At 70.1% G+C, this 22,665-nt stretch carries 21 protein-coding genes; 18 read left to right on the top strand and 3 right to left on the bottom strand.

Annotated elements, in window-relative coordinates; all coding sequences use genetic code 11:
* Nucleotides 1-94 precede the first annotated feature (94 nt).
* The 15 genes from KPB06_RS17720 (at nucleotide 95) to KPB06_RS17650 (ending at nucleotide 15,514) form a co-directional block, all read left to right on the top strand.
* Nucleotides 95-631, top strand: coding sequence for an NUDIX domain-containing protein (locus tag KPB06_RS17720; protein ID WP_275906195.1), 537 nt, complete (start codon nucleotides 95-97; stop codon nucleotides 629-631).
* A 166-nt stretch (nucleotides 632-797) separates the two neighbouring features.
* Nucleotides 798-1,235 carry an acyl-CoA thioesterase gene (locus KPB06_RS17715; RefSeq protein ID WP_027787751.1) on the top strand — a complete coding sequence of 146 codons (438 nt, stop codon included), beginning with the start codon at nucleotides 798-800 and terminating at the stop codon, nucleotides 1,233-1,235.
* 9 nt (nucleotides 1,236-1,244) lie between these two features.
* Nucleotides 1,245-2,180 (top strand): branched-chain amino acid ABC transporter permease, encoded by a 936-nt coding sequence (locus tag KPB06_RS17710; RefSeq protein WP_275906194.1) that lies wholly within the window; start codon nucleotides 1,245-1,247, stop codon nucleotides 2,178-2,180.
* The gene (locus KPB06_RS17705; protein ID WP_275906193.1) at nucleotides 2,173-3,402 is read left to right on the top strand and encodes a branched-chain amino acid ABC transporter permease; all 1,230 of its coding nucleotides are present in this window, start codon (nucleotides 2,173-2,175) and stop codon (nucleotides 3,400-3,402) included. Before KPB06_RS17710 ends, KPB06_RS17705 begins: the two co-directional genes overlap by 8 nt.
* On the top strand, nucleotides 3,399-4,151 hold the full coding sequence (locus KPB06_RS17700; RefSeq protein WP_226232509.1) for an ABC transporter ATP-binding protein: 753 nt from the start codon (nucleotides 3,399-3,401) through the stop codon (nucleotides 4,149-4,151). Before KPB06_RS17705 ends, KPB06_RS17700 begins: the two co-directional genes overlap by 4 nt.
* Nucleotides 4,148-4,852 carry an ABC transporter ATP-binding protein gene (locus KPB06_RS17695; protein WP_275906192.1) on the top strand — a complete coding sequence of 235 codons (705 nt, stop codon included), beginning with the start codon at nucleotides 4,148-4,150 and terminating at the stop codon, nucleotides 4,850-4,852. Before KPB06_RS17700 ends, KPB06_RS17695 begins: the two co-directional genes overlap by 4 nt.
* Nucleotides 4,853-5,036: 184 nt before the next feature.
* Complete coding sequence (locus KPB06_RS17690; RefSeq protein ID WP_059575924.1) at nucleotides 5,037-5,783, top strand: glucose 1-dehydrogenase; 747 nt, start codon at nucleotides 5,037-5,039, stop codon at nucleotides 5,781-5,783.
* A 470-nt stretch (nucleotides 5,784-6,253) separates the two neighbouring features.
* On the top strand, nucleotides 6,254-7,780 hold the full coding sequence (locus tag KPB06_RS17685; protein WP_275906191.1) for an MFS transporter: 1,527 nt from the start codon (nucleotides 6,254-6,256) through the stop codon (nucleotides 7,778-7,780).
* A gap of 9 nt (nucleotides 7,781-7,789) precedes the next feature.
* Entirely contained in the window at nucleotides 7,790-8,377 is a 588-nt protein-coding gene (locus KPB06_RS17680) for a hydrolase (protein WP_059575920.1), read from the top strand.
* A 58-nt stretch (nucleotides 8,378-8,435) separates the two neighbouring features.
* The gene (locus tag KPB06_RS17675; RefSeq protein WP_059575974.1) at nucleotides 8,436-9,599 is read left to right on the top strand and encodes a zinc-binding dehydrogenase; all 1,164 of its coding nucleotides are present in this window, start codon (nucleotides 8,436-8,438) and stop codon (nucleotides 9,597-9,599) included.
* A gap of 102 nt (nucleotides 9,600-9,701) precedes the next feature.
* Nucleotides 9,702-10,940 (top strand): CaiB/BaiF CoA transferase family protein, encoded by a 1,239-nt coding sequence (locus tag KPB06_RS17670; RefSeq protein WP_059575918.1) that lies wholly within the window; start codon nucleotides 9,702-9,704, stop codon nucleotides 10,938-10,940.
* A complete protein-coding gene (locus KPB06_RS17665) occupies nucleotides 10,937-11,800 on the top strand; it encodes an HpcH/HpaI aldolase/citrate lyase family protein (RefSeq protein ID WP_059575917.1) in 864 nt (287 codons plus the stop codon). The genes KPB06_RS17670 and KPB06_RS17665 overlap by 4 nt, the downstream gene beginning before the upstream one ends.
* Entirely contained in the window at nucleotides 11,797-13,284 is a 1,488-nt protein-coding gene (locus KPB06_RS17660; protein ID WP_059575915.1) for an MmgE/PrpD family protein, read from the top strand. The genes KPB06_RS17665 and KPB06_RS17660 overlap by 4 nt, the downstream gene beginning before the upstream one ends.
* Nucleotides 13,281-14,300, top strand: a complete 1,020-nt coding sequence (locus tag KPB06_RS17655) for a cyclase family protein (RefSeq protein WP_124658942.1) — start codon at nucleotides 13,281-13,283, stop codon at nucleotides 14,298-14,300. The genes KPB06_RS17660 and KPB06_RS17655 overlap by 4 nt, the downstream gene beginning before the upstream one ends.
* Before the next feature lie 275 nt (nucleotides 14,301-14,575).
* Nucleotides 14,576-15,514, top strand: coding sequence for a LysR family transcriptional regulator (locus KPB06_RS17650; RefSeq protein ID WP_059575972.1), 939 nt, complete (start codon nucleotides 14,576-14,578; stop codon nucleotides 15,512-15,514).
* Between the two features lie 32 nt (nucleotides 15,515-15,546).
* On the opposite strand, the gene KPB06_RS17645 is transcribed toward KPB06_RS17650, so the two are convergent.
* The 3 genes from KPB06_RS17645 to KPB06_RS17635 all read right to left on the bottom strand — a co-directional run bounded on the left by KPB06_RS17645 (nucleotide 15,547) and on the right by KPB06_RS17635 (nucleotide 19,216).
* Nucleotides 15,547-17,013: an MmgE/PrpD family protein gene (locus KPB06_RS17645; protein WP_275906190.1), complete on the bottom strand. Its 1,467-nt coding sequence runs from the start codon at nucleotides 17,011-17,013 to the stop codon at nucleotides 15,547-15,549.
* A 44-nt stretch (nucleotides 17,014-17,057) separates the two neighbouring features.
* Nucleotides 17,058-18,134, bottom strand: coding sequence for a porin (locus tag KPB06_RS17640; RefSeq protein WP_275906189.1), 1,077 nt, complete (start codon nucleotides 18,132-18,134; stop codon nucleotides 17,058-17,060).
* Between the two features lie 191 nt (nucleotides 18,135-18,325).
* Complete coding sequence (locus KPB06_RS17635) at nucleotides 18,326-19,216, bottom strand: HpcH/HpaI aldolase/citrate lyase family protein (protein ID WP_275906188.1); 891 nt, start codon at nucleotides 19,214-19,216, stop codon at nucleotides 18,326-18,328.
* Nucleotides 19,217-19,443: 227 nt separating this feature from the next.
* Between KPB06_RS17635 and KPB06_RS17630 the strand changes: the two genes are divergently transcribed.
* Genes KPB06_RS17630 through KPB06_RS17620 form a run of 3 tightly spaced genes read left to right on the top strand, consistent with a single transcriptional unit; the run spans nucleotide 19,444 to nucleotide 22,615 of the window.
* Nucleotides 19,444-20,208, top strand: a complete 765-nt coding sequence (locus KPB06_RS17630; protein ID WP_059575903.1) for an IclR family transcriptional regulator — start codon at nucleotides 19,444-19,446, stop codon at nucleotides 20,206-20,208.
* A gap of 54 nt (nucleotides 20,209-20,262) precedes the next feature.
* Nucleotides 20,263-21,543 carry a CaiB/BaiF CoA transferase family protein gene (locus KPB06_RS17625; protein WP_059575901.1) on the top strand — a complete coding sequence of 427 codons (1,281 nt, stop codon included), beginning with the start codon at nucleotides 20,263-20,265 and terminating at the stop codon, nucleotides 21,541-21,543.
* 52 nt (nucleotides 21,544-21,595) lie between these two features.
* On the top strand, nucleotides 21,596-22,615 hold the full coding sequence (locus tag KPB06_RS17620) for a cyclase family protein (RefSeq protein ID WP_059575899.1): 1,020 nt from the start codon (nucleotides 21,596-21,598) through the stop codon (nucleotides 22,613-22,615).
* The last annotated feature ends 50 nt before the right edge of the window (nucleotides 22,616-22,665 follow it).

Here is a 22,665-nt window from a genome sequence, read left to right as displayed (position 1 = left end):
GCGGGCAAACTCGCTAGAATGAAGCCTTTCCCGCGCCGAGCGGGTGCCCGACGCGGCCTGCAGGCTACCGTCCGGCGCTCGCCATGCCCCATCGATGACCACCGCCGACTACCGTTTTTGCCCGCGCTGCGCGAGCCCGCTGACCGAGCGGCCCGATCCCGACCACGAAGGCGGCCGCATTCGCCAGGCCTGCCCCGACGATACCTGCGGCTACGTGCACTGGAACAACCCGCTGCCGGTCGTCGCCGCGATCGTCGAACTCGACGGCAAGATCCTGCTCGCGCGCAACGCGGCGTGGCCCGAGGGGATGTTCGCGCTGATCACCGGCTTCCTCGAAAACGGCGAGACGCCCGAGGACGGCATCGCGCGCGAGGTGTTCGAGGAAACCGCGCTGAAGGCCGAGCAGGTATCGCTCGTCGGCGTGTACGAATTCATCCGCAAGAACGAGCTGATCATCGCGTACCACGTGCGGGCGTCGGGCACGGTATCGCTGTCGCCTGAACTGCTCGAATACAAGCTCGTCGATCCGCCGCTGCTGCGCCCGTGGCGCGCCGGCACGGGCGTCGCGCTCGCCGACTGGATGCGCGCGCGCGGCCTCGATTTCGAATTCGTCGACCGGCCGGGGCAGTGACGGGCCGGCCTGCCCGCCGCGCGCCGTTCGCCGTGCCGCGCGCGATCGCGACGCGGCACGGCGTTGCTGGCCGGCGCGCCGCGTGCTTCGGCCGCCGCGCGTCGTTCCAGTCGTCCCCATCGTCCGCATCGTTCCCTTCGCTTCCATCGTCCTGAGCGCCATCGCCATGTCCGACAAGCCGCAGCCGCGTCCGCGCGACGCCTATCGCCACTTCCTGCCGATCACGACCCGCTGGATGGACAACGACGTCTACGGGCACGTGAACAACGTCGTCTACTACAGCTACTTCGACACCGTCGTGAACGAGTACCTGATCCGCGCGGGCGTACTCGACGTCGAGCACGGGCAGACGATCGGCCTGGTCGTCGAGACGCAGTGCAACTATTTCGCGCCGCTCGTGTTCCCGCAATCGGTCGATGCGGGCCTGCGCGTCGTGAAGCTCGGCACGTCGAGCGTGCGCTACGAAGTCGGGCTGTTCGCGCAAGGCGATGCGTCGCCCGCCGCGCAGGGGCATTTCGTGCACGTGTACGTCGATCGCGGCACGCGCCGCCCGGTGCCGCTGCCCGACGCGCTGCGCGCCGCGCTCGAACCGCTCGCCGCCTGACGACGCGCGGTGCACGAGTTCGTGCTCCAGGCCTTCAACGGCCTCAGCTACGGCTTGCTGCTGTTCATGCTGTCGGCCGGCCTCACGTTGATCTTCAGCGTGCAGGGCGTACTCAACTTCGCGCATGCGAGCTTCTACATGCTCGGTGCGTACGTCGGCTACGGCATCGCGGCCCATGCGGGCTTCTGGCCCGCGCTCGTGCTCGCGCCGCTGGCGGTCGGGCTGCTCGGCGCCGGCTGCGAGCGCGTGCTGCTGCGCCGCGTGCAGGCGCGCGGCCATACGAGCGAACTGCTGCTGACCTTCGGGCTCGCGTACCTGATCGGCGAGGGCGCGAAACTCGCGTGGGGCCTCGCGCCGCTGCCGGCGCCCGTGCCGCCGCTGTTCGACGGCGCGCCGGCGAACGTGTTCGGCCTCGCGCTGCCGCGTTACCGGCTGTTCATGATGGCGATGTCCGCGACGATGCTGATCGCGCTCGGCGTGTTGCTGCGCGCGTCGCGCCTCGGGCTCGTCGTGCGCGCGGCGCTCACGCATCGCGCCGCGGTCGAGGCGCTCGGCTACGACGTGCCGCGCGTGATGACGGCGCTGTTCGGCGCGGGCACCGCGCTCGCGGCGCTGGCCGGCGTGATCGGCGCGCCGCTCGCGGTGATCGAACCGGCGCTGGCCGAGACCGTCGGGTCGGTCGTGTTCGCGATCGTCGTGATCGGCGGGCTCGGCTCGCTCGGCGGCGCATTCGTCGCGTCGCTCGCGGTCGGCTTCGCGCAGACCTTCGCGGCCGCGAGCGACACGTCGCTGCGCGACCTCGCGCAATGGACGGGCCTCGCGTTGCCCGACAGCGTGGCCGCCGTGTCGATCGCGCAACTGGCGCCGCTCGTGCCGTACCTGCTGCTCGTCGCGGTACTGGTCGCGCGGCCGCGCGGGTTGTTCGGCGAGCGTGCCGATGCGTAGCCGCGCAGTGGCCGGATGCGCGCGCTGGGCGCTGTTCGCCGCCTGCTTCGCGCTGCCCGCGTGGCTGTGGCCGCACGGCGCGGTGCTCGGCTATCTCGCGCAGACGGCCGCGCTCGTCGTGCTCGCGCTGTCGTACAACCTGCAGCTCGGCACGACCGGGCTGCTGTCGTTCGGGCATGCGGCGTTCGCGGGTCTCGGCGCGTTCGCGGCCGCGCACTGGTTCAATCGCGTCGGCGGCCCGCTGCCGCTGTTGCCGCTCGTTGGCGGCGTGGCCGGCGCGGGCTTCGGGTGCGTCGCCGGGCTGCTGGCGACGCGCCGTTCCGGCACCGCGTTCGCGATGATCACGCTCGGGCTCGGCGAATGCGTCGCGGCGGCCGCATGGAGCGTGCCCGCGTGGTTCGGCGGGATCGGCGGCGTGCCGATCGACCGTGCGGGCGGCGCGCCGTGGGGCAACGGGTATTTCGGCGCGCCGGCGCACGCGTATGCGGTGATCGCCGCTTGGTGCGTCGTGTCGGCGTGGGCGATGCATGCGCTCACGCGCACGCCGCTCGCACGGCTCGCGAACGCGGTGCGCGACAACCCGGCGCGCGTCGCGGCGCTCGGCACCGATCCGCGTCGCGTGCGGCTCGCGATGGTTGTCTGCGCATCGTTCTTTGCGGGTATCGCCGGCACGCTGACGCTGATCGACGTCGAGATCGCGACGCCCGACAGCGTGTCGATGGCGCGCTCGGCGACCGTGCTGATCGCCGCGGTGATCGGCGGCACCGGCGCATTCTTCGGGCCGGCGGCCGGCGCGGCCGTGCTGACCGCGCTGAGTATCGGCGTCGCCGGCGTGTCGCGCGCGTGGGCGCTGTATCTCGGCGTGCTGTTCGTCGCGATCGTCGTGGCCGCGCCGGGCGGGATCGCGGGTATGGCACAGGCGCTCGCGCGGGTGCTGCGGCGCGGCGCGCCGGCGGTCGAGCGGTGGCGTGCGCTGTGCGGCGTCGCCGCGTGCGCGTTCTGGAGCGTCGCGATCGTCTGCGCGGCCGAGCTCGGTTATGCATGGCGCTTCGCGCAGGACGACGGCGCACGCCTCGCGTTCGGCGCATGGGGCATCGACGCCGATACGCCGGTCGGCTGGGCCGTCGCGGTTTCGGCTGCCGGCATCGGCACGCTGCTGTGGAGCTGGCGCGCGCGGCTCGGGCACGGCGCGGCGGTCGCCACGCGGGAGAACGCGCGATGAACGGCAACGCGATCGCGCTTCACGGCGTCGTGCAGCGCTTCGGCGCGCAGACCGTGCTCGACGGTGTCGATCTGAGCATCGCGGCCGGCGAGCGCCACGCGCTGATCGGGCCGAACGGCGCGGGCAAGTCGACGCTGTTCGGCGTGATCGCCGGCGCGACGCGGCCGACGCGCGGGCGCGTCGTGCTGCACGGTGTCGAGCTGCGGGGGCGCGGACCGGTCGTCGCGAGCCGCCTCGGCATCGGCCGCAGTTTCCAGCAGACGAGCGTATTCGCGCGCCTGAGCGTATTCGACAACCTGCGCTGCGCGGCGCTGCATGCGCCGGCCGAGCGGCGGCGCTGGTGGAACCGGCTGCGCGAATCGGCGTCGGTCGATCTCGCGGCCGCGCGCGTGCTGCACGATATCGGCCTCGACGCGCGGCGCGACACGCCGGCCGGCGAACTGAGCTATGCGGAGCAGCGCGCGCTCGATCTCGGAATCGCGCTTGCGAGCGGCGCGCGTACACTGCTGCTCGACGAGCCGACGGCCGGCATGAGCCGCGTGCAGGCGGCGCGGATGATCGCGTTGATCCGCGCGACGACGCAGGGCCGCACGGTGCTGATGATCGAGCACGACATGGACGCGGTGTTCGGTTTCGCCGAGCGCATCACGGTGCTCGTGCGCGGCGCGGTGGTCGCGACCGGCGCGCCCGACGCGATCCGCGCCGATGCGCGCGTGCGTGCCGCGTACCTGGGCGAGGGCGCGACATGAGCGCCGTGCTCGACATTCGCGGGCTGCGCGCGTGGTACGGGATGCAGCCCGTGCTCGACGGCGTCGATCTCGCGCTGGCGCCGGGCGAGACGCTCGCGCTGCTCGGCCGCAACGGCTCGGGTCGCTCGACGCTCGCGAAGGCCGTGATGGGGCTCGTGCGCACGGCCGGCTCGGTGCGCGTCGCCGGTGCCGAATGCGCGGGGACGCGCACCTTCGAGATCGCGCGGCGCGGCGTGGCTTACGTTGCCGAAAGCCGCGACGTGTTTCCATTGCTGAGCGTGCGCGACAACCTGCGGCTCGGTTTGCGCGGCGCGAGCGGCGCAGCCGAACGCACGGCGCTCGACCGCCTGTTCGAGCGTTTTCCGCTGCTGGCCGCGCGCGCGGACGTGAAAGCCGGGCGGCTGTCGGGCGGCGAGCAGCAGGTGCTCGCGCTGGTGCGCGCGCTTGCCGGCCGCCCGCGCGTGCTGATCGTCGACGAACCGGCCGAAGGGCTCGCGCCGCTCGCGGTCGGCGAGGTCGGCGCGTGCCTCGCCGCGCTGCAGGCTGACGGCGTCGCGATCGTGCTGATCGAGCAGCGGCTGCAGCTCGCACCGCGGCTCGCGCGGCGCGTCGCGGTGATGGGGCGGGGACGGATCGTCTACGACGGCGCGCTCGACGGGCTGGACGGCGAGGTCGTCCACGCATGGCTGAGCGCGGGCTGACGGCGCCCGGTCGATTGTTCGGCAAACTCCGCCAGTCAATTCGCGTCGAGCCGCTTTATCGCTGCGGTGCGGCAACGTAAATTGCCAGTCAGGCCGGTCGCCATCGCAACGCATCGATGCATCGACGCATCGTCGCGGCGACCGGCGCCATCCATCGAAGGTCTTCTGACTGAGGAATGAAATCATGAGCAAGCTGGCAGGCAAGGTCGCGATCGTCACGGGCGCATCGAAGGGCATCGGCGCGGCCATCGCGAAGGCACTGGCCGACGCAGGCGCGGCGGTCGTCGTCAACTACGCGAGCAGCAAGGCGGGCGCGGATGCGGTCGTGAGCGCGATCACCGAAGCGGGCGGCCGCGCGGTCGCGGTCGGCGGCGACGTGTCGAAGGCGGCCGACGTGCAACGCATCGTCGATACCGCGATCGACACGTATGGCCGTCTCGACGTGGTCGTCAACAATTCCGGCGTGTACGAATTCGCGCCGATCGAAGCGATCACCGAAGAACACTATCGCCGGCAGTTCGACACGAACGTGTTCGGCGTACTGCTGACGACGCAGGCGGCCGCCAAGCATCTCGGCGAAGGCGCGAGCATCATCAACATCAGCTCGGTCGTGACCAGCATCACGCCGCCGGCCAGCGCCGTATACAGCGGCACGAAGGGCGCGGTCGACGCGATCACCGGCGTGCTCGCGCTCGAGCTCGCGCCGCGCAAGATCCGCGTGAACGCGATCAACCCGGGGATGGTCGTGACCGAGGGCACGCACAGCGCGGGCATCATCGGCTCCGAGCTTGAAACGCAAGTGCTCGGCCAGACGCCGCTCGGCCGCCTCGGCGAGCCGAACGACATCGCGTCGGTCGCCGTGTTCCTCGCGTCGGACGATGCACGCTGGCTGACCGGCGAGCGCCTCGTCGCGAGCGGCGGGCTGCGCTGACCGGACCGTGCCGCCGCCCGGACCGCGGCGGTAGCGAAATCCCCGCACGCTGCGTCGAATCTGCTTCGGCAGATCGCGCGGCGTATCGTCCATTGCCACGCAGCCTTCGCATTCGCTGCACGAACGGCACGTCTGCGATCCCGGTAGAGCCCCCCCTCTGATCCCGTGTCGCGGCGCGGCATAAAACCGTCATGCCGCGCGCGCGGTGACGCTGCGCGCCGCGCGCCGCGCCGACCGAAACCATCCTCCCGAATGCTGCGCATACGCCTGTCACGCAAGGCTGACGGGCGCATCCCGCCGTGCGCGGTCGGCTCGTCGTATGCCGTTCGCATGCGTGCCGCGCACATTCCCCATTCAAGTTGCGAATGTTTGCATCGCAACAATCCATTTCATTCGCGGCGATTGGAGCGGTATGGTGAACGCACGTTCGATATTCACCGACCGATGCCCATTCATCACGCGAAGACGCCATGAAAACGACTCACGATCGATCCGGCCGCGCGCCACGTGCGACCGCCGGCCGCGCGCCACGTGCGACCGCCGGCCGCGCGCCCGAAGGCGGCGGCGACCGACGCGACGCAGGCCTGCGCCTGCCGGCGAAGCTGGTGGGCCCGATCGTGCTCGGCACGCTGCTCAACGCGCTGAATTCGTCGATGATCGCGGTCGCGCTCGTGAGCATCCAGCAGGCGTTCGCGCCGGCCGACGCCGCGCACGCGCGCATCGATACGCTGTGGCTCGTGTCGGGGCTGTATCTGGCGACGGCCGCCGGCCAGCCGACGATGGGGCGCCTCGCCGATCGCTTCGGCGCGAAGCGGATCTTCTGCATCGGCCTTGCGATCGTGCTGTTCGCGTCGTCGCTCGCGCCGTTCGCGCCGACGCTCGGCTGGCTGGTCGCCTCGCGCGTCGCGCTCGGCATCGGCACGTCGGCCGCGTATCCGGCCGGCATGGCGATGATCCGCGCGTGGTCGCAGCGGCATGCGAACGGCGCGACGCCGACGGGCGGGCTCGGCGCGATCTCGATCGCGGCGCAGGTGGCCGTCGCGTTCGGCCCGCCGCTCGGCGGTGCGCTGGTGCAGTTCGCCGGCTGGCGCGCGATCTTCTGGATCAACGTGCCGATCGTGCTGGCCGCCTTCGTGTTCGCCTGGCTGTGGATCCCGGCCGACCCGGCCTATCGCGACGCACAGGCGCGCACCACGCTGCGCGCCACGCTGACGGAACTGGATCTGCCGGGCGTGGCGTTGTTCGTGCTGACGCTCGCGAGCCTGCTGCTGTTCCTGCAATCGGTGTCGCGCGAACCCGATTGGCTGCTGCTGGCCGCGACGCTCGTGCTGGCGCCGCTGTTGATCGGCCGCGAACGCCGGGCCGCGGCGCCGCTGATCGACATCCGGATGCTGGCCGACAACCGTCCGCTGCTCGGCACGTATCTGCGCTGCGTCGGCACCTATGCGGTGTTCTACGCGATCTTCTATGCGCTGCCGATGTGGCTGCAGGAGGCGAGGGGACTGTCGGCCGCCGACGCCGGCCTCGTGATGCTGCCGGTCGCCGGCATCGGCACGGTCACGACGATGCTCGCCACCCGCATCGTGCACCGCCACGGCGCGCGCCCCGTGCTCGTCATCGGTTCCGCGCTGCTCTGCATCGGCAGCGTCGTGATGAGCCAGCTGACGAGCAGCCTGCCGATCGCGGCGATCGTTGTGCTGTCGGTTGTGTTCGGTATTCCTAATGGTTTCAACAATCTCGGCAATCAGGCCACGCTCTACCAGAGCACGCCGCACGGCCGGATCGGTACGGCGTCCGGCCTGTACCGCACCGCGCAGTACGTCGGCGGCAGCCTGTCGTTCGCGCTCGTCGGTCTCGCGCTCGGCCATCCGGCGAGCGACCGCGGCCTGCGCGCGCTTGCCGTCGTCCTGGCGGTGATCAGCGTGCTGCTGTTGCTCAATGCCGTATCGAGCCGGCACCTCGACGCCGCCGTTTCTTCCGTTCCACAACAAAAGTGAGGGTGATACATGTCCATTCCGACGCTCAATCGCACCGCCGCGCTCGTCGCCATCGATCTGCAGAACGGCATCGTCGCGCTGCCGGTCACGCCTTATACCGGCGCGCAGGTCGTCGCGAAGACGGTCGGGCTGGCGGCGGCTTTCCGCGCGCGGGGGCTGCCCGTCATCTACGTGCACACGAGCTACCTGCCGGACGGCGGCGTGGCGCTGAAGGTGAAGACGGATGCGCCGTCGCAGCCGCCGAATCTCGATCCCGAATGGAGCGCGTTCGCGCCGGCGCTCGGCGTGTCGCCGTCCGACATCGTCGTGACGAAGCATCAGTGGGGCGCGTTCACCGGCACCGACCTGGACGTGCAGCTGCGTCGCCGCGGCATCACCGACGTCGTGCTGACCGGCATCGCGACCAACATCGGCGTGGAATCGACCGCGCGCCAGGCATACGAAAACAACTACAACGTCGTGATCGTGAGCGATGCGGTCAGCACGTCGTCGGCCGATGCGCAGACGTTCGCGCTGACCCAGATCTTCCCGAAGCTCGGGCAGGTCGCCGCGGCGGCGGACGTGGAGGCGGCACTCGAGCAGGCGCAGTCGCGCTGAAGCCGGCGATTCGTTCGGCGCGCTTTTTCACATACCAGTCGTTTACCGAGGAATGACGATGATCAAAACCGATGCATGGGTTCTCTACGCGGGCCCGGAACCGACCCGCCAGCAGCCGCCCGTCGCGGGCGAGCTGCGCCGCGAAACCTTCGAATTTTCCCCGCTCGAAGCCGACGAGGTGCTCGTCGAGCCGCTGTACGGATCGTGGGAAGCGAACCTCGACCATGCGCTGTCGCGCAATCCGGTCGACATCTGCCGCCAGCGCCGCGAGGACAAGATCGTGCTGGGCAACGGCGCGCTGGTGCGCGTCGTGGAGCGCGGACGCGCGGTCCACGCGCTGAAGGACGGCGAGATCTGCATGGTGATGCCGTTTGGCAAGCGCGACGAATACGGATTCGCCGAGCTCGTCTACGCGTACGACGCGCCCGGCACGATCGGCGTGATGGCGCAACGCACCAAGATGCGCGCCGACAACCTGGTGCCGGTGCCGACCGACAGCCGTCACTCGCTGCTGCAATGGGCGACCTACGGCCGCTACTTCACCGCGTGGGACAACTGGAAGGTCGCGTCGACGTGCTGGCGCTCGCAACTGCCGGACGTCGATCCGGCCGACTATCTGGTGTTCGGCTGGGGCGGCGGCACGACGCTGGCGGAGCTGCAGCTCGCGAAGCGCGAAGGCTTTCGCGTCGCGATGACGGCGAGCAACGACCGTCGCCTCGAGGATCTCGCGAAGCTCGGCATCACGCCGGTCGACCGGCGCAAGTTTCCGGATCTCGCGTACGACGAGGCGCGCTACCGGGCCGATCCGGACTACCAGGCACGCTACCGCGAGTCGGAGCGCGTCTTCGCCGAGACGATCGCCGAGCTGAGCGGCGGCCGCGGCGTCGCGATCTTCCTCGACAATCTCGGCGGCGCGCTGTATCGCGCGACGATGCGCGTGACGGGCCGCACCGGCATCGTCGCGACGGTCGGCTGGAAAACCGGAATGCGCCTGTGGAACCTGCGCGCGACGGAGTGCATCAACCGCCGCCTGCACATCCACACGCACGCGTGGCGCTACGACGACAGCATCACGATCCGCGACTTCCAGGAGTCGACCGGCTGGATCGGCCAGGAACCGACCGAAATCTTCGATTTCGACGACGTGCCGAAGCTTGCGTCCGATTACCTGAACGGAAAGATCGAGACGTATTTCCCGATCTATCGGATCAACGCGGTCTGAGCCGCCGGTCGCGCGCCATGCCTGCATCGTTGCATGATGATTAGTCATGCAAACGATGGTGGTGCATGGCGCGCCGTGCAACCTATCTGGCAGGAGAACGCCATGGCCTCTGTGGAAACCGGGGAGGTCGACGCCGGCACGGCGTCGGACACCTCCAGCCGCGCGCCGCTCGGCGGCATTCGCGTGATCGACGCCGCGACGCTGTTTGCCGGCCCGCTCGCGGCGACGATGCTCGCCGACTACGGCGCCGACGTGATCAAGGTGGAACACCCGACGGGCGATCCGGCGCGCAAGTACGGCGCGCGTCGCGACGACGTGCCGTTGTGGTGGAAGGTGGTCGCGCGCAACAAGCGGGCGGTCACGCTGAATCTCGGCACGGCCGACGGCCAGCGGATCTTTCGCGAGCTGGCCGCGCAGGCCGACGTGGTGGTCGAGAATTTCCGGCCCGGCACGCTGGAGCGCTGGGGGCTCGGCTACGACGTGTTGTCCGCGATCAATCCGCGGCTCGTGCTGGTGCGGGTGACGGGGTTTGGCCAGTTCGGCCCGTATGCGCGCCGCCCCGGTTTCGGCACGCTCGCGGAGGCGATGAGCGGGCTGGCGGCCGCCACCGGCGAGGCGGACGGGCCGCCGCTGCTGCCGTCGTTTCCGCTCGCGGACACGGTGGCGGGGCTCACCGCCGCGTTCGCGATCATGACGGCGCTGAAGGCGCGCGAACGCACCGGACGCGGACAGGTGGTCGATCTCGCGATCATCGAGACGATGCTCGCGGCGATGGGCGCGCAGGTCGCGAGCTACGACCAGACGGGGCGCGTGCCCGAGCGCGCCGGCAACCGCTCGCCGAACAACGCGCCGCGCGGCGTGTATCGCACGTCGGACGGCAAGTGGGTCGCGCTGTCGACGTCGGCGCACAGCATCGCCGAGCGCGTGATGCGGCTCGTCGGCCGCGCGGACCTGATCGACCAGCCGTGGTTCGCGAGCGGCGTCGAGCGCGCGAAGCATGCGGACGAGCTCGACGCGGCGGTCGGCGGCTGGATCGGGCAGCGCACGCGCGACGAGGTGATCGACGCGTTCGAGCGCGCGGAGGCGGCCGTCGCGCCGATCTACGACGTCGCCGACGTGCTGCGCGATCCGCAGTACGCGGCGCTCGGCTCGATCGTATCGGTGCCCGACGCCGAACTGGGCGCATTCCGCACGCACAACGTGCCGTTCCGGCTGTCCGACACCCCCGGCGCGATCCGCTGGGGCGGGCCGTCGCGCGGCGCGCACAACGATGAAGTATTCGGCGCATTGGGCCTGGAATCGCGGGACCTCGCCGACCTGACCGAACGAGGTGTGATTTGAAACCGAGTGCAACCTGCCGCAGTTACCTGTACGTGCCCGCGCACAAGACGCAGGTGGTCGAGAAGGCCTACGCGAGCGAGGCCGACGCGATCGTGCTGGATCTCGAGGACGCCGTGCCGGCGAGCCACAAGGTCGACGCCCGCAAGGCCGCCGCCGACATCCTGGCGGGCGGCCCGCCGAAGCCGACCTACGTACGCGTGAACCCGATCGGGACGCCGTGGTGCCGCGACGACGTCGAGGCGATCGCGTTGCCCGCATTGCAGGCGCTGCGTTTGCCGAAATGCGATTTCCCCGCGCATATCCAGGAAGTCGCGGGCTGGCTCGACGCGCTCGGCAGCGACGCCGGGATCCAGATCCTGATCGAATCCGCCTATGGGGTGGAAACCGCTTATCAGCTTGCGACCGCGTCGCCGCGGCTCGAACGGATCGGGCTCGGCGAAAGCGACCTGCGCGCCGACCTGCGGATCGGCGTCGACAACTTCACGCTCGAAGTGTGCCGCGCGCGCTGCGTGGTGGCGTCGCGCGCGGCGGGGCTGAACGGGCCGATCCAGACGGTCTATCACACGCTCGGCGATCTCGACGGCCTGAAGGAATCGACGTTGCGCGCGAAATCGATGGGATTCGTCGGCCGTTTCGCGATTCATCCGTCGCAACTGCCGGTCATCAACGCGGTGTTCACGCCGTCGGACGAGGAAATCCGCGCGGCCGAGCGCGTGCTGGAGGCGGTCGATGCGGCGGACGATCAATCGTCGGTGTTCGTGCTGCCCGATGGCCGCGTGGTGGCGCCGCCGCTGATCGCGAACGCGCGCGTGACGCTGGCGCTGGCGACCCACCTGCGGCGCGATGGAGTCGCGGCATGAGCGCGCCCGATACGCTTTCCGCACCGGCCGTCGCCGCCAGGCCCACGAATCCGGACGGCATCGTCGGCGTGCTCGGCCGCTTCGCGTCGGCGGTGCGCGTCGACGGGCTCGATCGCACGCTGCGCGTGGAGGCCGCCGCCCGCGTGCTCGACCTCGTCGGCAACAGCCTGATCGCGCACGACGAACCCGTCGCGCAGTCCGTGCTGCAGGTCGCGCGGCGCTGGGGCGGGCACGGCCGCGCGAGCGTGATCGGCGCGGCCGACCGGCTGCCGGCCGCGAGCGCCGCGCTCGTCAACGGCACGCTCGCGCATGCGATGGATTTCGACGACTCGCACATGCTGTCGGTGCTGCATCCGAGCGCGTCGGTGATTCCGGCCGCGCTCGCCGCCGCGCAGGCGAGCGGTGCATCGGGCGCAGCGCTGCTCGATGCGATCACGGTCGGCACCGAGATCTGCATCCGGCTCGGCGTGGCGGCCTACAACGAGCGGCTCGGCAATTCGGTGTTCTTCGAGCGCGGCCAGCACGCGACGTCGATCTGCGGGACAGTGGGCGCGGCCGCGGCCGCGGCGATGCTGCTCGGGCTCGACGCCGCGCGGATCGCCGCGGCGCTCGGGATTGCCGCGAGCATGGGCGCGGGCCTGCTCGAGGCGAACCGCACCGGCGGCTCCGTGAAGCGGATTCACTGCGGCTGGGCCGCGCATGCGGGCGTGAGCGCGGCGGAACTGGCGGATGCGGGCGTGACCGCGCCGCCGACCGCGCTCGAAGGCCGCTTCGGCTTCTTTCACGCATGGTGCGGCGAGCTGGCCGACGTCGACGCGGTGCTGCGCGGCCTCGGTGACGACTGGGAGACGAGCCGGATCATCTTCAAGCCGTATCCGTGCAACCACTTCACGCATCCGGGCATCGACGCGGCGCTGCAACTGAAGGCGCAGGGCGTGACGGCCGACGACGTGGTGTCGGCCGAACTGCGGGTCGCGACGTCGACGCTGCGCACGATCGGCGAGCCTGCCGAATTGAAGGCCAGCCCGCCGAACGGTTACGCGGCCGCGTTCTCGGGGCCGTACACGATCGCGGCCGCGCTGCTCGGCGGGGGCGGGCTCGGCGTCTGGTTCGACGATTTCGACGATGCGCTCGTGCGGGACCCCGCGCGCCGCGCGCTGGCCGCGAAGGTGCGCTGCGTCGCCGATCCGTGGTGCGACGCGCGGTTCCCGCACAGCCTGCCTGCCGTGCTGCGCGTGACGCTGCGCGACGGGCAGACGCGCGAGGCGCGCGTCGAGTCGAGCAAGGGCACCCGTTCGCGGCCGCTGACCGAACAGGAACTCGTCGCGAAGTTCGTGCTCGCCGCGAGTTCGACGATCGGCACGCCGCGTGCGCTCGAGCTGCGCGACGCGGTGCAGGCGCTCGTCGACGACACGCCGCTGGATGCGCTGGCGGCGTTGACGTCCGACGTGCATCCGAACCGGAAAGGAGGAGAGCCATCTTGAACGCACCACGCTGGAAGAAGCGGCCGCCGGGCTCGAACTGGGGCGATTTCGGCCCGGACGATCAGCAGGGACGGTTGAACTGGCTGACGCCGGACAAGGTGCGGCAGGGCGTCGCCGAGGTGCGCCAAGGCCTGTCGTTCTCGCTGAGCCTGCCGCTCGACGTGCCGCGCGGCGGCGGGCTGAACGCGCGCCGTCGGCCGCCCGCGATCTTGCCGGCGCTGCTCGGCGGCAAGCCGTACTTCGGTTATCGCGCCGACGAACAGGTGGCGAACGCCACGGACGTCGTCTGCGACGATTCGTTCTGCATGCATTCGCAGTTCTCGACGCAATGGGACGGTCTCGCGCACGTCGGCGGCGTATTCGACGCGGACGACGACGGCGTGCCCGAAATCGTGTTCTACAACGGCTTCCGGATGGGCGAGCATCTGCGGGTGCCGCAGGAGGGCGACGCCACCGGCGGCGCGCTCGCGCTCGGCATCGAGGTGATGGCGCGCACCGGCGTGCAGGGGCGTGGCGTGCTGATCGACCTGCGGCATCACTTCGGCGACGCCCGCACGAAAGTGGGCTACGCGCAACTGATGCGCGTGATGGAAGCGGACGACGTGCACGTCGAGCAGGGCGACATCGTCTGCATTCACACCGGTTTCGCCGATCTGCTGCTGAACGACGAGCACGGTTCGCCCGCGACCGTCGCGAGCGCCTGCGTGCTGGACAGCAGCGACGCCCGGCTGCTGCAGTGGATCGACGAGTCGCGGCTCGCGGCGCTCGTGGCCGACAACCACGCGATCGAGGAGCGGCCGCAGCATGCGCAGCCGCTCGCGCGGCCGGGGGCGCTGATGCCGCTGCACGAGCTGTGCCTGTTCAAGCTCGGCATCCACCTCGGCGAGCTGTGGCACCTGACGCCGCTCGCGAACTGGCTGCGCGCGCATCGGCGAAACCGGTTCCTGCTGACCGCGCCGCCGTTGCATATCCGGGGGCTGGTCGGTGCGCCGGTGAACCCGGTCGCGACCGTTTGACGCGCAGGCCGCGGGCGCCGGCGCGCGCCCGGCCAGCGGGAACCGTTTCCATGCGTCGATCCGGGATCGTCGATTGAGCCGATTATCGAAAAAATGACTGAAAATCGGGTCGTTCAGATCGAAAAATAGAATCAATGGCGCGGGGTATATAAAAAATATTGAAACGTCAAGATTGGACTATTCTCATTTATTGCACTAAATATCAGGGGATTTCCCCATTGCGATAATCGCGAACCGGGGATGGCGATTAACCCGTTTAGTGGATGGTCACAATCATGAATCTACGTTCGATCGACTTGAACCTGCTGGTCATACTGGATGCGCTGCTGACGGAGAAACAGGTGACGCGGGCCGGGCTGAAGGTCGGTCTGACCCAACCGGCCGTCAGCAATGCGCTGTCGCGCCTGCGGTATCTGTTCAAGGACGAGATCCTGGCGCGCAGCACGATCGGGATGGAATTGACGCCGCGCGCGCAGGCGTTGATCGCGCCGGTGCGGCAAATCATGCAACAAATCGAAGAATTATTTGAATCGGATTATCAATTCAACCCTTTTACGTCGGAGCGTCATTTTACGATCCGGATGTCGGATCTCACCGAACTGCTTTTGCTGCCCGCCTTGCTGCGGCGCATGCGCACGACGGCGCCGAATATCAGCCTCGATGTCGTGCACCCGAGCGCGGCGAAGACGGCCGAAGCGCTCGAAGCCGGGCGGCTCGACATGGCGATCAGCGCGGGCCTCGAGCATTCCGGCTCGCTGTCGTCGGAAACCGTGTTTCACGACCGGATGGTGTGCGTGCTGAGCCGCAACCATCCCGATGCGGACAAGCCGCTGACGCTCGAACGGTTCCTCGCGCTCGACTTCCTCAACGTGTCGATCAACCCGGTCGACCACAGCCTGATCGACAACCTGCTCGCGAACATGGGCTGTACGCGCCGCATCGTGCTCAACGTGCCGCACTGGCTCGTCGTGCCGAACATGCTCGATGCGCTGCCGTACGCCGTGATCATGTCGGAGCGGCACGCGCTGAGCCTCGGCGATCCGCGTCTCGTGATCCGCGAACTGCCGCTCGCGATGGAGCCCGTCACGTGGTCGCTGTACTGGCATCGCCGGTACGACGGCAGCAACGCGCACGGCTGGATGCGCCGCGCGATCCTCGCGGCCGCGGAATCCGTCGTGGACGACGTCACGGTGGACGCGTGCAGCGTGGGCTGAGCGCGATGTCGTGCGCCGCGGGCCGCTCGCGGTCAGCCGACGACGAGCAGCGGCGGCAGCGTCGCGACGTCGGGCTGCTCGTCGAGTCGCCACAGATAATCGAGTGCGGCCCGCATTCGCGCCGCGCTTCCGTGCCGCTGGCAATTCTTCGTGAACTTCGCTTCGTAGTCGGCGCGCTGCATCGGTTGCGTCGGTGAGCCCGGCAGATCGTCCACCTGCTTCGTATAGGTCGCGCCGTCGTCGCACACGGCCGTCACGCGATTCGGCGCATGCGCGGGATAGCGGGCCGTCAGCGCCGGGTCCGCGTCGACCGTGATTTTGCCGATCAGCGCGTGCAAGGCCGGGTCGCGCAACGCCGGGCCCGTATAGCTGCGGGTTGTGATGTCGCCGTCGAGCATCGCCCGCGCGACGATGTAGGGCAGGCTGTGGTCGGCGGTCTCGTGGGTCGACGGGGCCCATTTCTCCGGATCGCGGCCGGCCGTCACGTAGCCGACTTCGGTCGTGCGGACCTCGATGCGCCGAATGCGCCGCAGGTCGCCGACCTGCGCGGCGACCGCGAGCGCGGCCGGAATCGCCGTTTGCGTGAGCCCTTGCGCCGGATAGAACTTCACGAAGCACCGGCCGACCCGGAACGCGCCGCCGCGCCCGCCGAACGTGGCGATGTCGAGCGCGAACGGTCCGGACACCTGCGCGAAGAACCCGGCCGCTCCCTCGAATATCGGCGCGGGGCCGGTGAGGCCGGCGCCGGCGAGTTCGGTCGAAAACACCGCGTTGCGCGCCGCGTCGGCGTCGGCGAGCGCCTTCCAGTTGGACAACTGCTGCACCCGCGTCTGGTTCAGCGCGAGATGGCTGTTGATCGACAGGTTGACCGCCTGCACGAGTTGCGGCGCGTGCAGGCCCATCAGCTTGCCCGCCGCGAGCGCGACGGCCGGCAGACTGTAGCAGGTGTGATCCCAGCCGCGCGGGCTGACCGCGGCGGCGTCCATCAGCCGGCATGCGATCTCGTACGCGATCGCGATCGACAGGATCAGGTCGCGGCCGCTCGCGTGCCGCGCCTCGGCGACCGCGAGACACGCGGCGACGTTGTCGCTCGGATGGCCGGTTTCCTTGCCGGCATACGCATCGTTGAAATCGAAGTAGCGTAGCGCCGTGCCGGTCGCGAACGCGGCGAGATCGGCGCGCGTGCGGCGGTTCGTGCCGATCACGGTCGAGACGCCGCCGGGCGACGCGAGCGCCGCGTCGCGCGCGATCCGTACCGGCGCCTCATCGTGCGCGGCGATCGCGCAGCCCAGCGCGTCGATCAGATGCGCCTTGATCGTTTCGACGGTCGCCTCGTCGAGGTCGCGATACTGCAGCCCGGCTGCGTAGTCGGCGAGTTGCCGGGCGAGTTCCGGCTGGCCGGCGTTCTGCCTGTCGGCGGTCGCGGCGGCGCGGGCGCGAGCGAACGGCAGCGCGACGGCGGCGCCGGTCAGCGCGGAAAGAAAGTGGCGGCGATTCATGGTTCGGTCTCCGAATGTTTAAGGGGCGGGAAGGGGCGACGCTGTCAGAACGCCTTGCGCAGGCCGAGCGCGACGCCCGCGCTGCCGGAGCGGCCGGCCGCGAGCGAGTAGTGCAGAAAGTTGTAGTTGTCGTTGTCGAAATCGAGCGCGGCACGGTGCGCGTAGCCGGCCGCCAGGTACAGCGTCACCGTCTTCGACACGAAGTAGTTCAACTGCAGCGTGACCTGCTGCGGACTGACGGGCTGCGATGCCGGCGTTTGCGCATTCGCCGGATTCCGCGCGCGGATGTGTTCGTAATAGACGGCGCCGATCGCTTGCAGAAAATCGGTGATGCCATAGCGGACGCCGGCCCACCAGAACGTGAAGTTCGTCACGACCGACGGCGCGGCGATGTCGCTGTGCGCGTGCTCGACGCCGGCCAGCAGTTGCGCGCGCCCGAGCGGCACGAGCGCGGAAGCGGCGTAGCGGCGGAAGTGCGCGAAGCCGCCGGGCCGCGGTGTGTGGACGTCGTCGAACGCCGCGGCGAACGAGAACGCGCTGCCCGCGTAGTCGAAGCCCGCGCCGTACGCGGCGTTCGACTGGAACGCGCCCGCCGTGCCGCCGAACGCGTAGTGGGTTTCGAGCGTCAGCGCGCCGAGCTTCGCCAGATACTTGACGACGTTGTTCTCGCGATAATTGATGCCGACGATCGCGCCGTCCGGCTCGTACAGCGTCGAATAGGCGCCCGTCGGCGAATAGCGCTCCATGATGTCGAACAGCGTCGTGTACTGACGGCCGAGCCGCAGCGCGCCCCAGCGCTCGTGTTGCAGCGCGACCCACGCGGAGCGGTCGAAGCCGCCGGCGCCGGCGCCGTTGGTGAGGTTGATGCTGCTTTCGACGCGAAACGCCGCCTGCCAGCCGCCGCCGAGATCCTCGACGCCCTTCAGGCCCCAGCGCGATCCGCTCTTGCCGCCCGACGCCATCCGCGCGAGCGACGCGGACGACTTGCCGTCGGGCCCGGCCTGGTTGGTGAGAAATTCGGTGTAGACGTCGGCGACGCCGTACAGCGTGAGGCTGGTCTGCGCGCAGGCGCCGGCCGATACGAGGCCCAGTCCGCACAATGCGGACATTCGCTTGCCCATGGGGCTGTCTCCTTGTTTTGGGGTTGTTGTTCGTCATGGGCGCCGCGCGGGTCGGCCCGCGCGGCGCGGCGTCGCTATCCGGGGCGGAAGGCGAACGGCGCGTGCCGTGCCGGGCCGCTCGCGTGCGTTGCGCGGCGCACGCGGGCGACGCCTGGCGGCTGGGTCACGCGGTCGGGCGTGCGCATCGTCGGTCAGCGTGCGCGGGCCCGCACGGCCGCGTCGCGCGCGAGTACGCGCGTGGCCTGTGCGACGCCCGCCGCGTCGACCATCCGGCCGCCGATGCGCAGCGCGCCGCGGCCGTTGGCGCGCGCGTCGTCGTACGCGGCGAGCACGGCGCGCGCGTCGCGCACCGCGTCGTCGTCCGGCCGGAACGCGCGGTTCAGCGCATCGACCTGCAGCGGATGAATGCAGGTCGCGCCCGCATAGCCGAATGCCGCGGACGCGCGCGCGATGCGCTCGAACGCATCGAGGTCGCGCAGTTCGTCGAGGCCGTCGAGCAGGCCGAGCGGCAAAATGCCGGCCGCGCGCGCGGCGATGATCAGCAACTGCTTCGGCACGCGCAGCACGTCGGCGCCGGTGCCGCTTTCGCAGTTCAGCGCGAAGTCGGCGCCGCCGAGCATCATCGCGACGACGCGCGGCGACGCGCGCGCGATCCGCTCCATCGCCTGGAACGCACGCGGCGTCTCGATGATCGCGACGACGCGCGTGCCGCCGGGCGCGGCGCCGGCTTTATCCTCGAGCGTGGCCAGCAGTTCGTCGATCGCCTCGACGTGCGAGCCGCCGCGCACCTTCGGCAGCACGACGCCGTGCACGCCCGCCTGCACGGCCGCACGCAGGTCGGGCACCAGCAGGTCGAGCGGGCCGTTGGCGCGGACCAGCACGTCGTGGCCGGCGGCCCGCAGCCTCGGCACGGCGTCGGCGAGGCCGTCCCGCGCGTCGCGCTTGCACGCGAACGGGACGCTGTCTTCCAGGTCGAGGATCAGCGCATCGGCCGCGCTGGTCGCGGCCTTCTCGACGAAACGGGGGACGTGGGCAGGCACGTAGAGCAGCGAGCGCCAGACCGGTTGGGAGGTGGGATTCATCGTTGTTCTATAAAAATGAAAGTCACTTTTATTTTTGTGATCGATGGGGCCATTCGTCAAGATTATCGTTAACGCCTATATTTATGAGGAGTTGAAAGAAGTTGAACGAAGGAAGCGCTGCGGATTCATGTTGATGTCACGGCCATCCTGCGTATAATGAAAGTGACTTTCAATTTGTGTGAGCCCGGGCGCGCCGTTCGCGCCGCCCGGCACAGCGCGAGGCGGACATGAGCAAGGTGGAGACGACTAATCAGGCGGAAGGCGGCGTGGCCGCGGTCAATCGTGCGTTGACCGCGCTGCTGGCCTTCTCCGGCGCGCCCGGCGGGCTGATGCTCGCGCAGGTCAGCGACGCGACGGGGCTCAACATGAGCACGCTGCTGCGGATGTTCGAGTCCCTCGAACAATTCCGCTTCATCAAGCGCCTGCCCGACGGGCGCTACGTGTTGGGGCCGGCCGTGTTCCAGCTCGGCGTGATGTATCGCGAGTCGTTCCAGTTGCGCGAATACGTGATGCCGATCCTGTCGACGCTGTCGGCGCAGACCGGCGAGACCGCCGCGTTCTACGTGCGCGAAGGCGACCAGCGTGTCTGCCTGTTCCGCATCCAGGCGCAGCGCGCGGTGAGCACGCATCTGCGCGAAGGCGACCGCTTCGCGCTCGACGTCGGCGCGGCGGGGCGCGTGCTGCTCGCGTTTTCCGGCACGCGCGGCGGCGAGTACGAGAAGACGGCCGAGCAGGGCTATGCGGTGTCGATCGCCGAGCGCGATCCGGAGAGCGCGGCGATCGCGTGCCCGGCGTTCGGTGTCGGCCGCGTGCTGAGCGGCGCGATTTCGCTCGGCGTGCCGCGCTATCGCTTCAACAAGAAAGTGCTGGCCGATTACCTGCCGCATGTGCAGGCCGCCGCCGCGGAATTGACGCGTGCGCTCGGCGGCGATCTGCCCGCGACGGGTGCGGCGTTTCCCGCGACCGACCGGCTCGGCGTATTGCTCGAGTAGCGCCGGCGCGCGACGCGCGCATGCCTGACTGACCGACAACTACCAGGAGACATCATGTCCGTACCCGACCCGCAGGCCGCTCGCGCGGCCGGCGCGCATCGTCGCGCGTCCACCGGCCCGATCCATCCGAAATCGTTCGATGCCAACGCCACCGGGCCGCTGTCCGGCGTGCGCGTGGTCGATCTGTCGCGCCTGATGGCCGGCAACATGCTGAGCGTGCAGTTGGCCGACTTCGGCGCGGACGTCGTGAAGGTCGAAAGCGAGCGCGGCGATACGTTGCGCGCGGTCGGCGCCGGCGGCATCAGCACGAACTGGAAGGTGTACGGGCGCAACAAGCGCAGCGTGTGCGTCGATCTGCGCACGCCGGAGGGCGTCGACATCGTGCGCCGGCTGGTGCGCGACGCGGACGTGTTCGTCGAAAGCTTCAAGCCGGGCGTCGCGGAGCGGATGGGGCTCGGCCCCGACGACCTGCTCGCGATCCGCCCGGAACTCGTGATCGCGCGGATCTCCGGCTGGGGACAGACCGGGCCGTATCGCCACAAGCCGGGCTTCGGCACGCTCGCCGAAGGCTATGCGGGTTTCGCGGCGATCAACGGGTTCGCCGATCGCGAGCCGGTGCTGCCGCCGATGTTTCTCGCCGACATGACGGCCGGGATGTCCGGCGCGCTCGCCGTGCTGGTCGCGCTGCATGCGCGCGGCGCGCAGCGGGCGGCCGGGCAGGTGATCGACGTGTCGCTGTTCGAGCCGCTGCTGTCGATCCTCGGGCCGGCCGCGGCGAACTACGTGATGACCGGCGAGATCAAGCCGCGCACCGGCAGCCGCTCGACGAACACCGCGCCGCGCAACGCGTATCGCACGCGCGACGGCAAGTGGCTGTGCCTGTCGAGTTCGACGCAGGCGATGGCCGAGCGGCTGTTCCGCGCGATCGGGCGCGCCGATCTGATCGACGATCCGCGCTATGCGACCAACGTACTGCGCGTGCGGCACGCGCAAGCGCTCGATGCGATCGTCGGCGAATTCATCGCCGCGCGCGATCTCGACGCCAATCTCGCGTTCTTCGAGGAGGCGGGCGTGACGGTCGGGCCGATCCAGGACATCGCGCAGATCGTCGCCGATCGCTACGTGATCGAGCGCGAGGCGCTGGTCGAGCTGCCCGACGACGACGTCGGCAGCCTGCCGATGCACAACGTCACGCCGCGCCTGTCGGGTACGCCCGGCGCCTTCCGCCGGCCCGCGCCCGCGCTCGGCGAACACAACCGCGAAATCCTGCAGCCGCTGCTCGGCGAGCACGAATACGCACGGCTCGCCGCGCTGGGCGTGATCCGCTCGCAGTAAGCGGGCCGCGCACCGGCAGAGACCGGATGCACCGCATAGTGGAGGAGGCATCATGAATCCGCGTTGGACCCACCGACCGCCCGGTTCGAACTGGGGCGATTTCGGCCCGGACGACCAGAAGGGGCGCCTGAACTGGCTGACGCCGGACGCCGTGCTGCGCGGCGTCGCGGAAGTGCGCGAAGGCCGCGTGTTCTCGCTGAGCCTGCCGCTCGACGTGCCGCGCGGCGGCGGACTGAACGCGAGACGGCGCCCGCCGGCGATCATGCCGGCGCTGCTGGGCGACAAGCCGTACTTCGGCTACCGCGCCGACGAACAGGTTGCGAACGCAACGGATGTCGTCTGCGACGACGCGTTCTGCCTGCATTCGCAGTTCTCGACGCAATGGGATGCGCTGTCGCACGTCGGCTCGCTGTTCGATCCGGCCGGCGACGGCGAAAAGACCCGCGTGTTCTACAACGGCTACCGGATGGACGAGCATATCCGCGTGCCGGAAGCGGGCGCCGCGCAAGGCGGCGCGCACGCGCTCGGCATCGAGGTGATGGCGCGCACCGGCGTGCAGGGGCGCGGCGTGATGGTCGACCTGCGCCGCCACTTCGGCGACGCGCGGCGCAAGATCGGTTTCGACGACTGGATGGCGGTGCTGCGCGCGGACGGCGTGAGCGTCGAGCGCGGCGATATCGTCTGCTTGCACACGGGTTTCGCGGACCTTCTGCTCGCCGCCGACGCGCGCGGCGAGACCGGTGCGCCGCCAGCATGCTGCGTGCTGGACGGCGCCGACGAACGTCTGCTGAACTGGATCGACGCGTCGGGGCTCGCCGCGCTCGCGGCCGACAACCACGCGGTCGAGGAGCGCCCGCGCGACGCGCCGCCGCGCGCGCGGCCCGGCGCGCTGATGCCGCTGCACGAGCTGTGCCTGTTCAAGCTCGGCATCCATCTCGGCGAGCTGTGGCACCTGACGCCGCTGGCGGACTGGCTGCACGAACACCGTCGCAACCGCTTCCTGCTGACCGCGCCGCCGCTGCATCTGCGCGGGCTCGTCGGCTCGCCGGTCAATCCGGTCGCCACCGTGTGATTGCCTGCCGCGCGGCCCGCGCCGCGCGTTGATCGACGTCCCGCGCGGCG

The organism is Burkholderia semiarida, assembly GCF_029268935.1.
In the GTDB taxonomy this organism is placed as follows: Bacteria; Pseudomonadota; Gammaproteobacteria; order Burkholderiales; family Burkholderiaceae; genus Burkholderia; species Burkholderia semiarida.
This window is presented reverse-complemented; position numbering and strand designations above follow the sequence as displayed.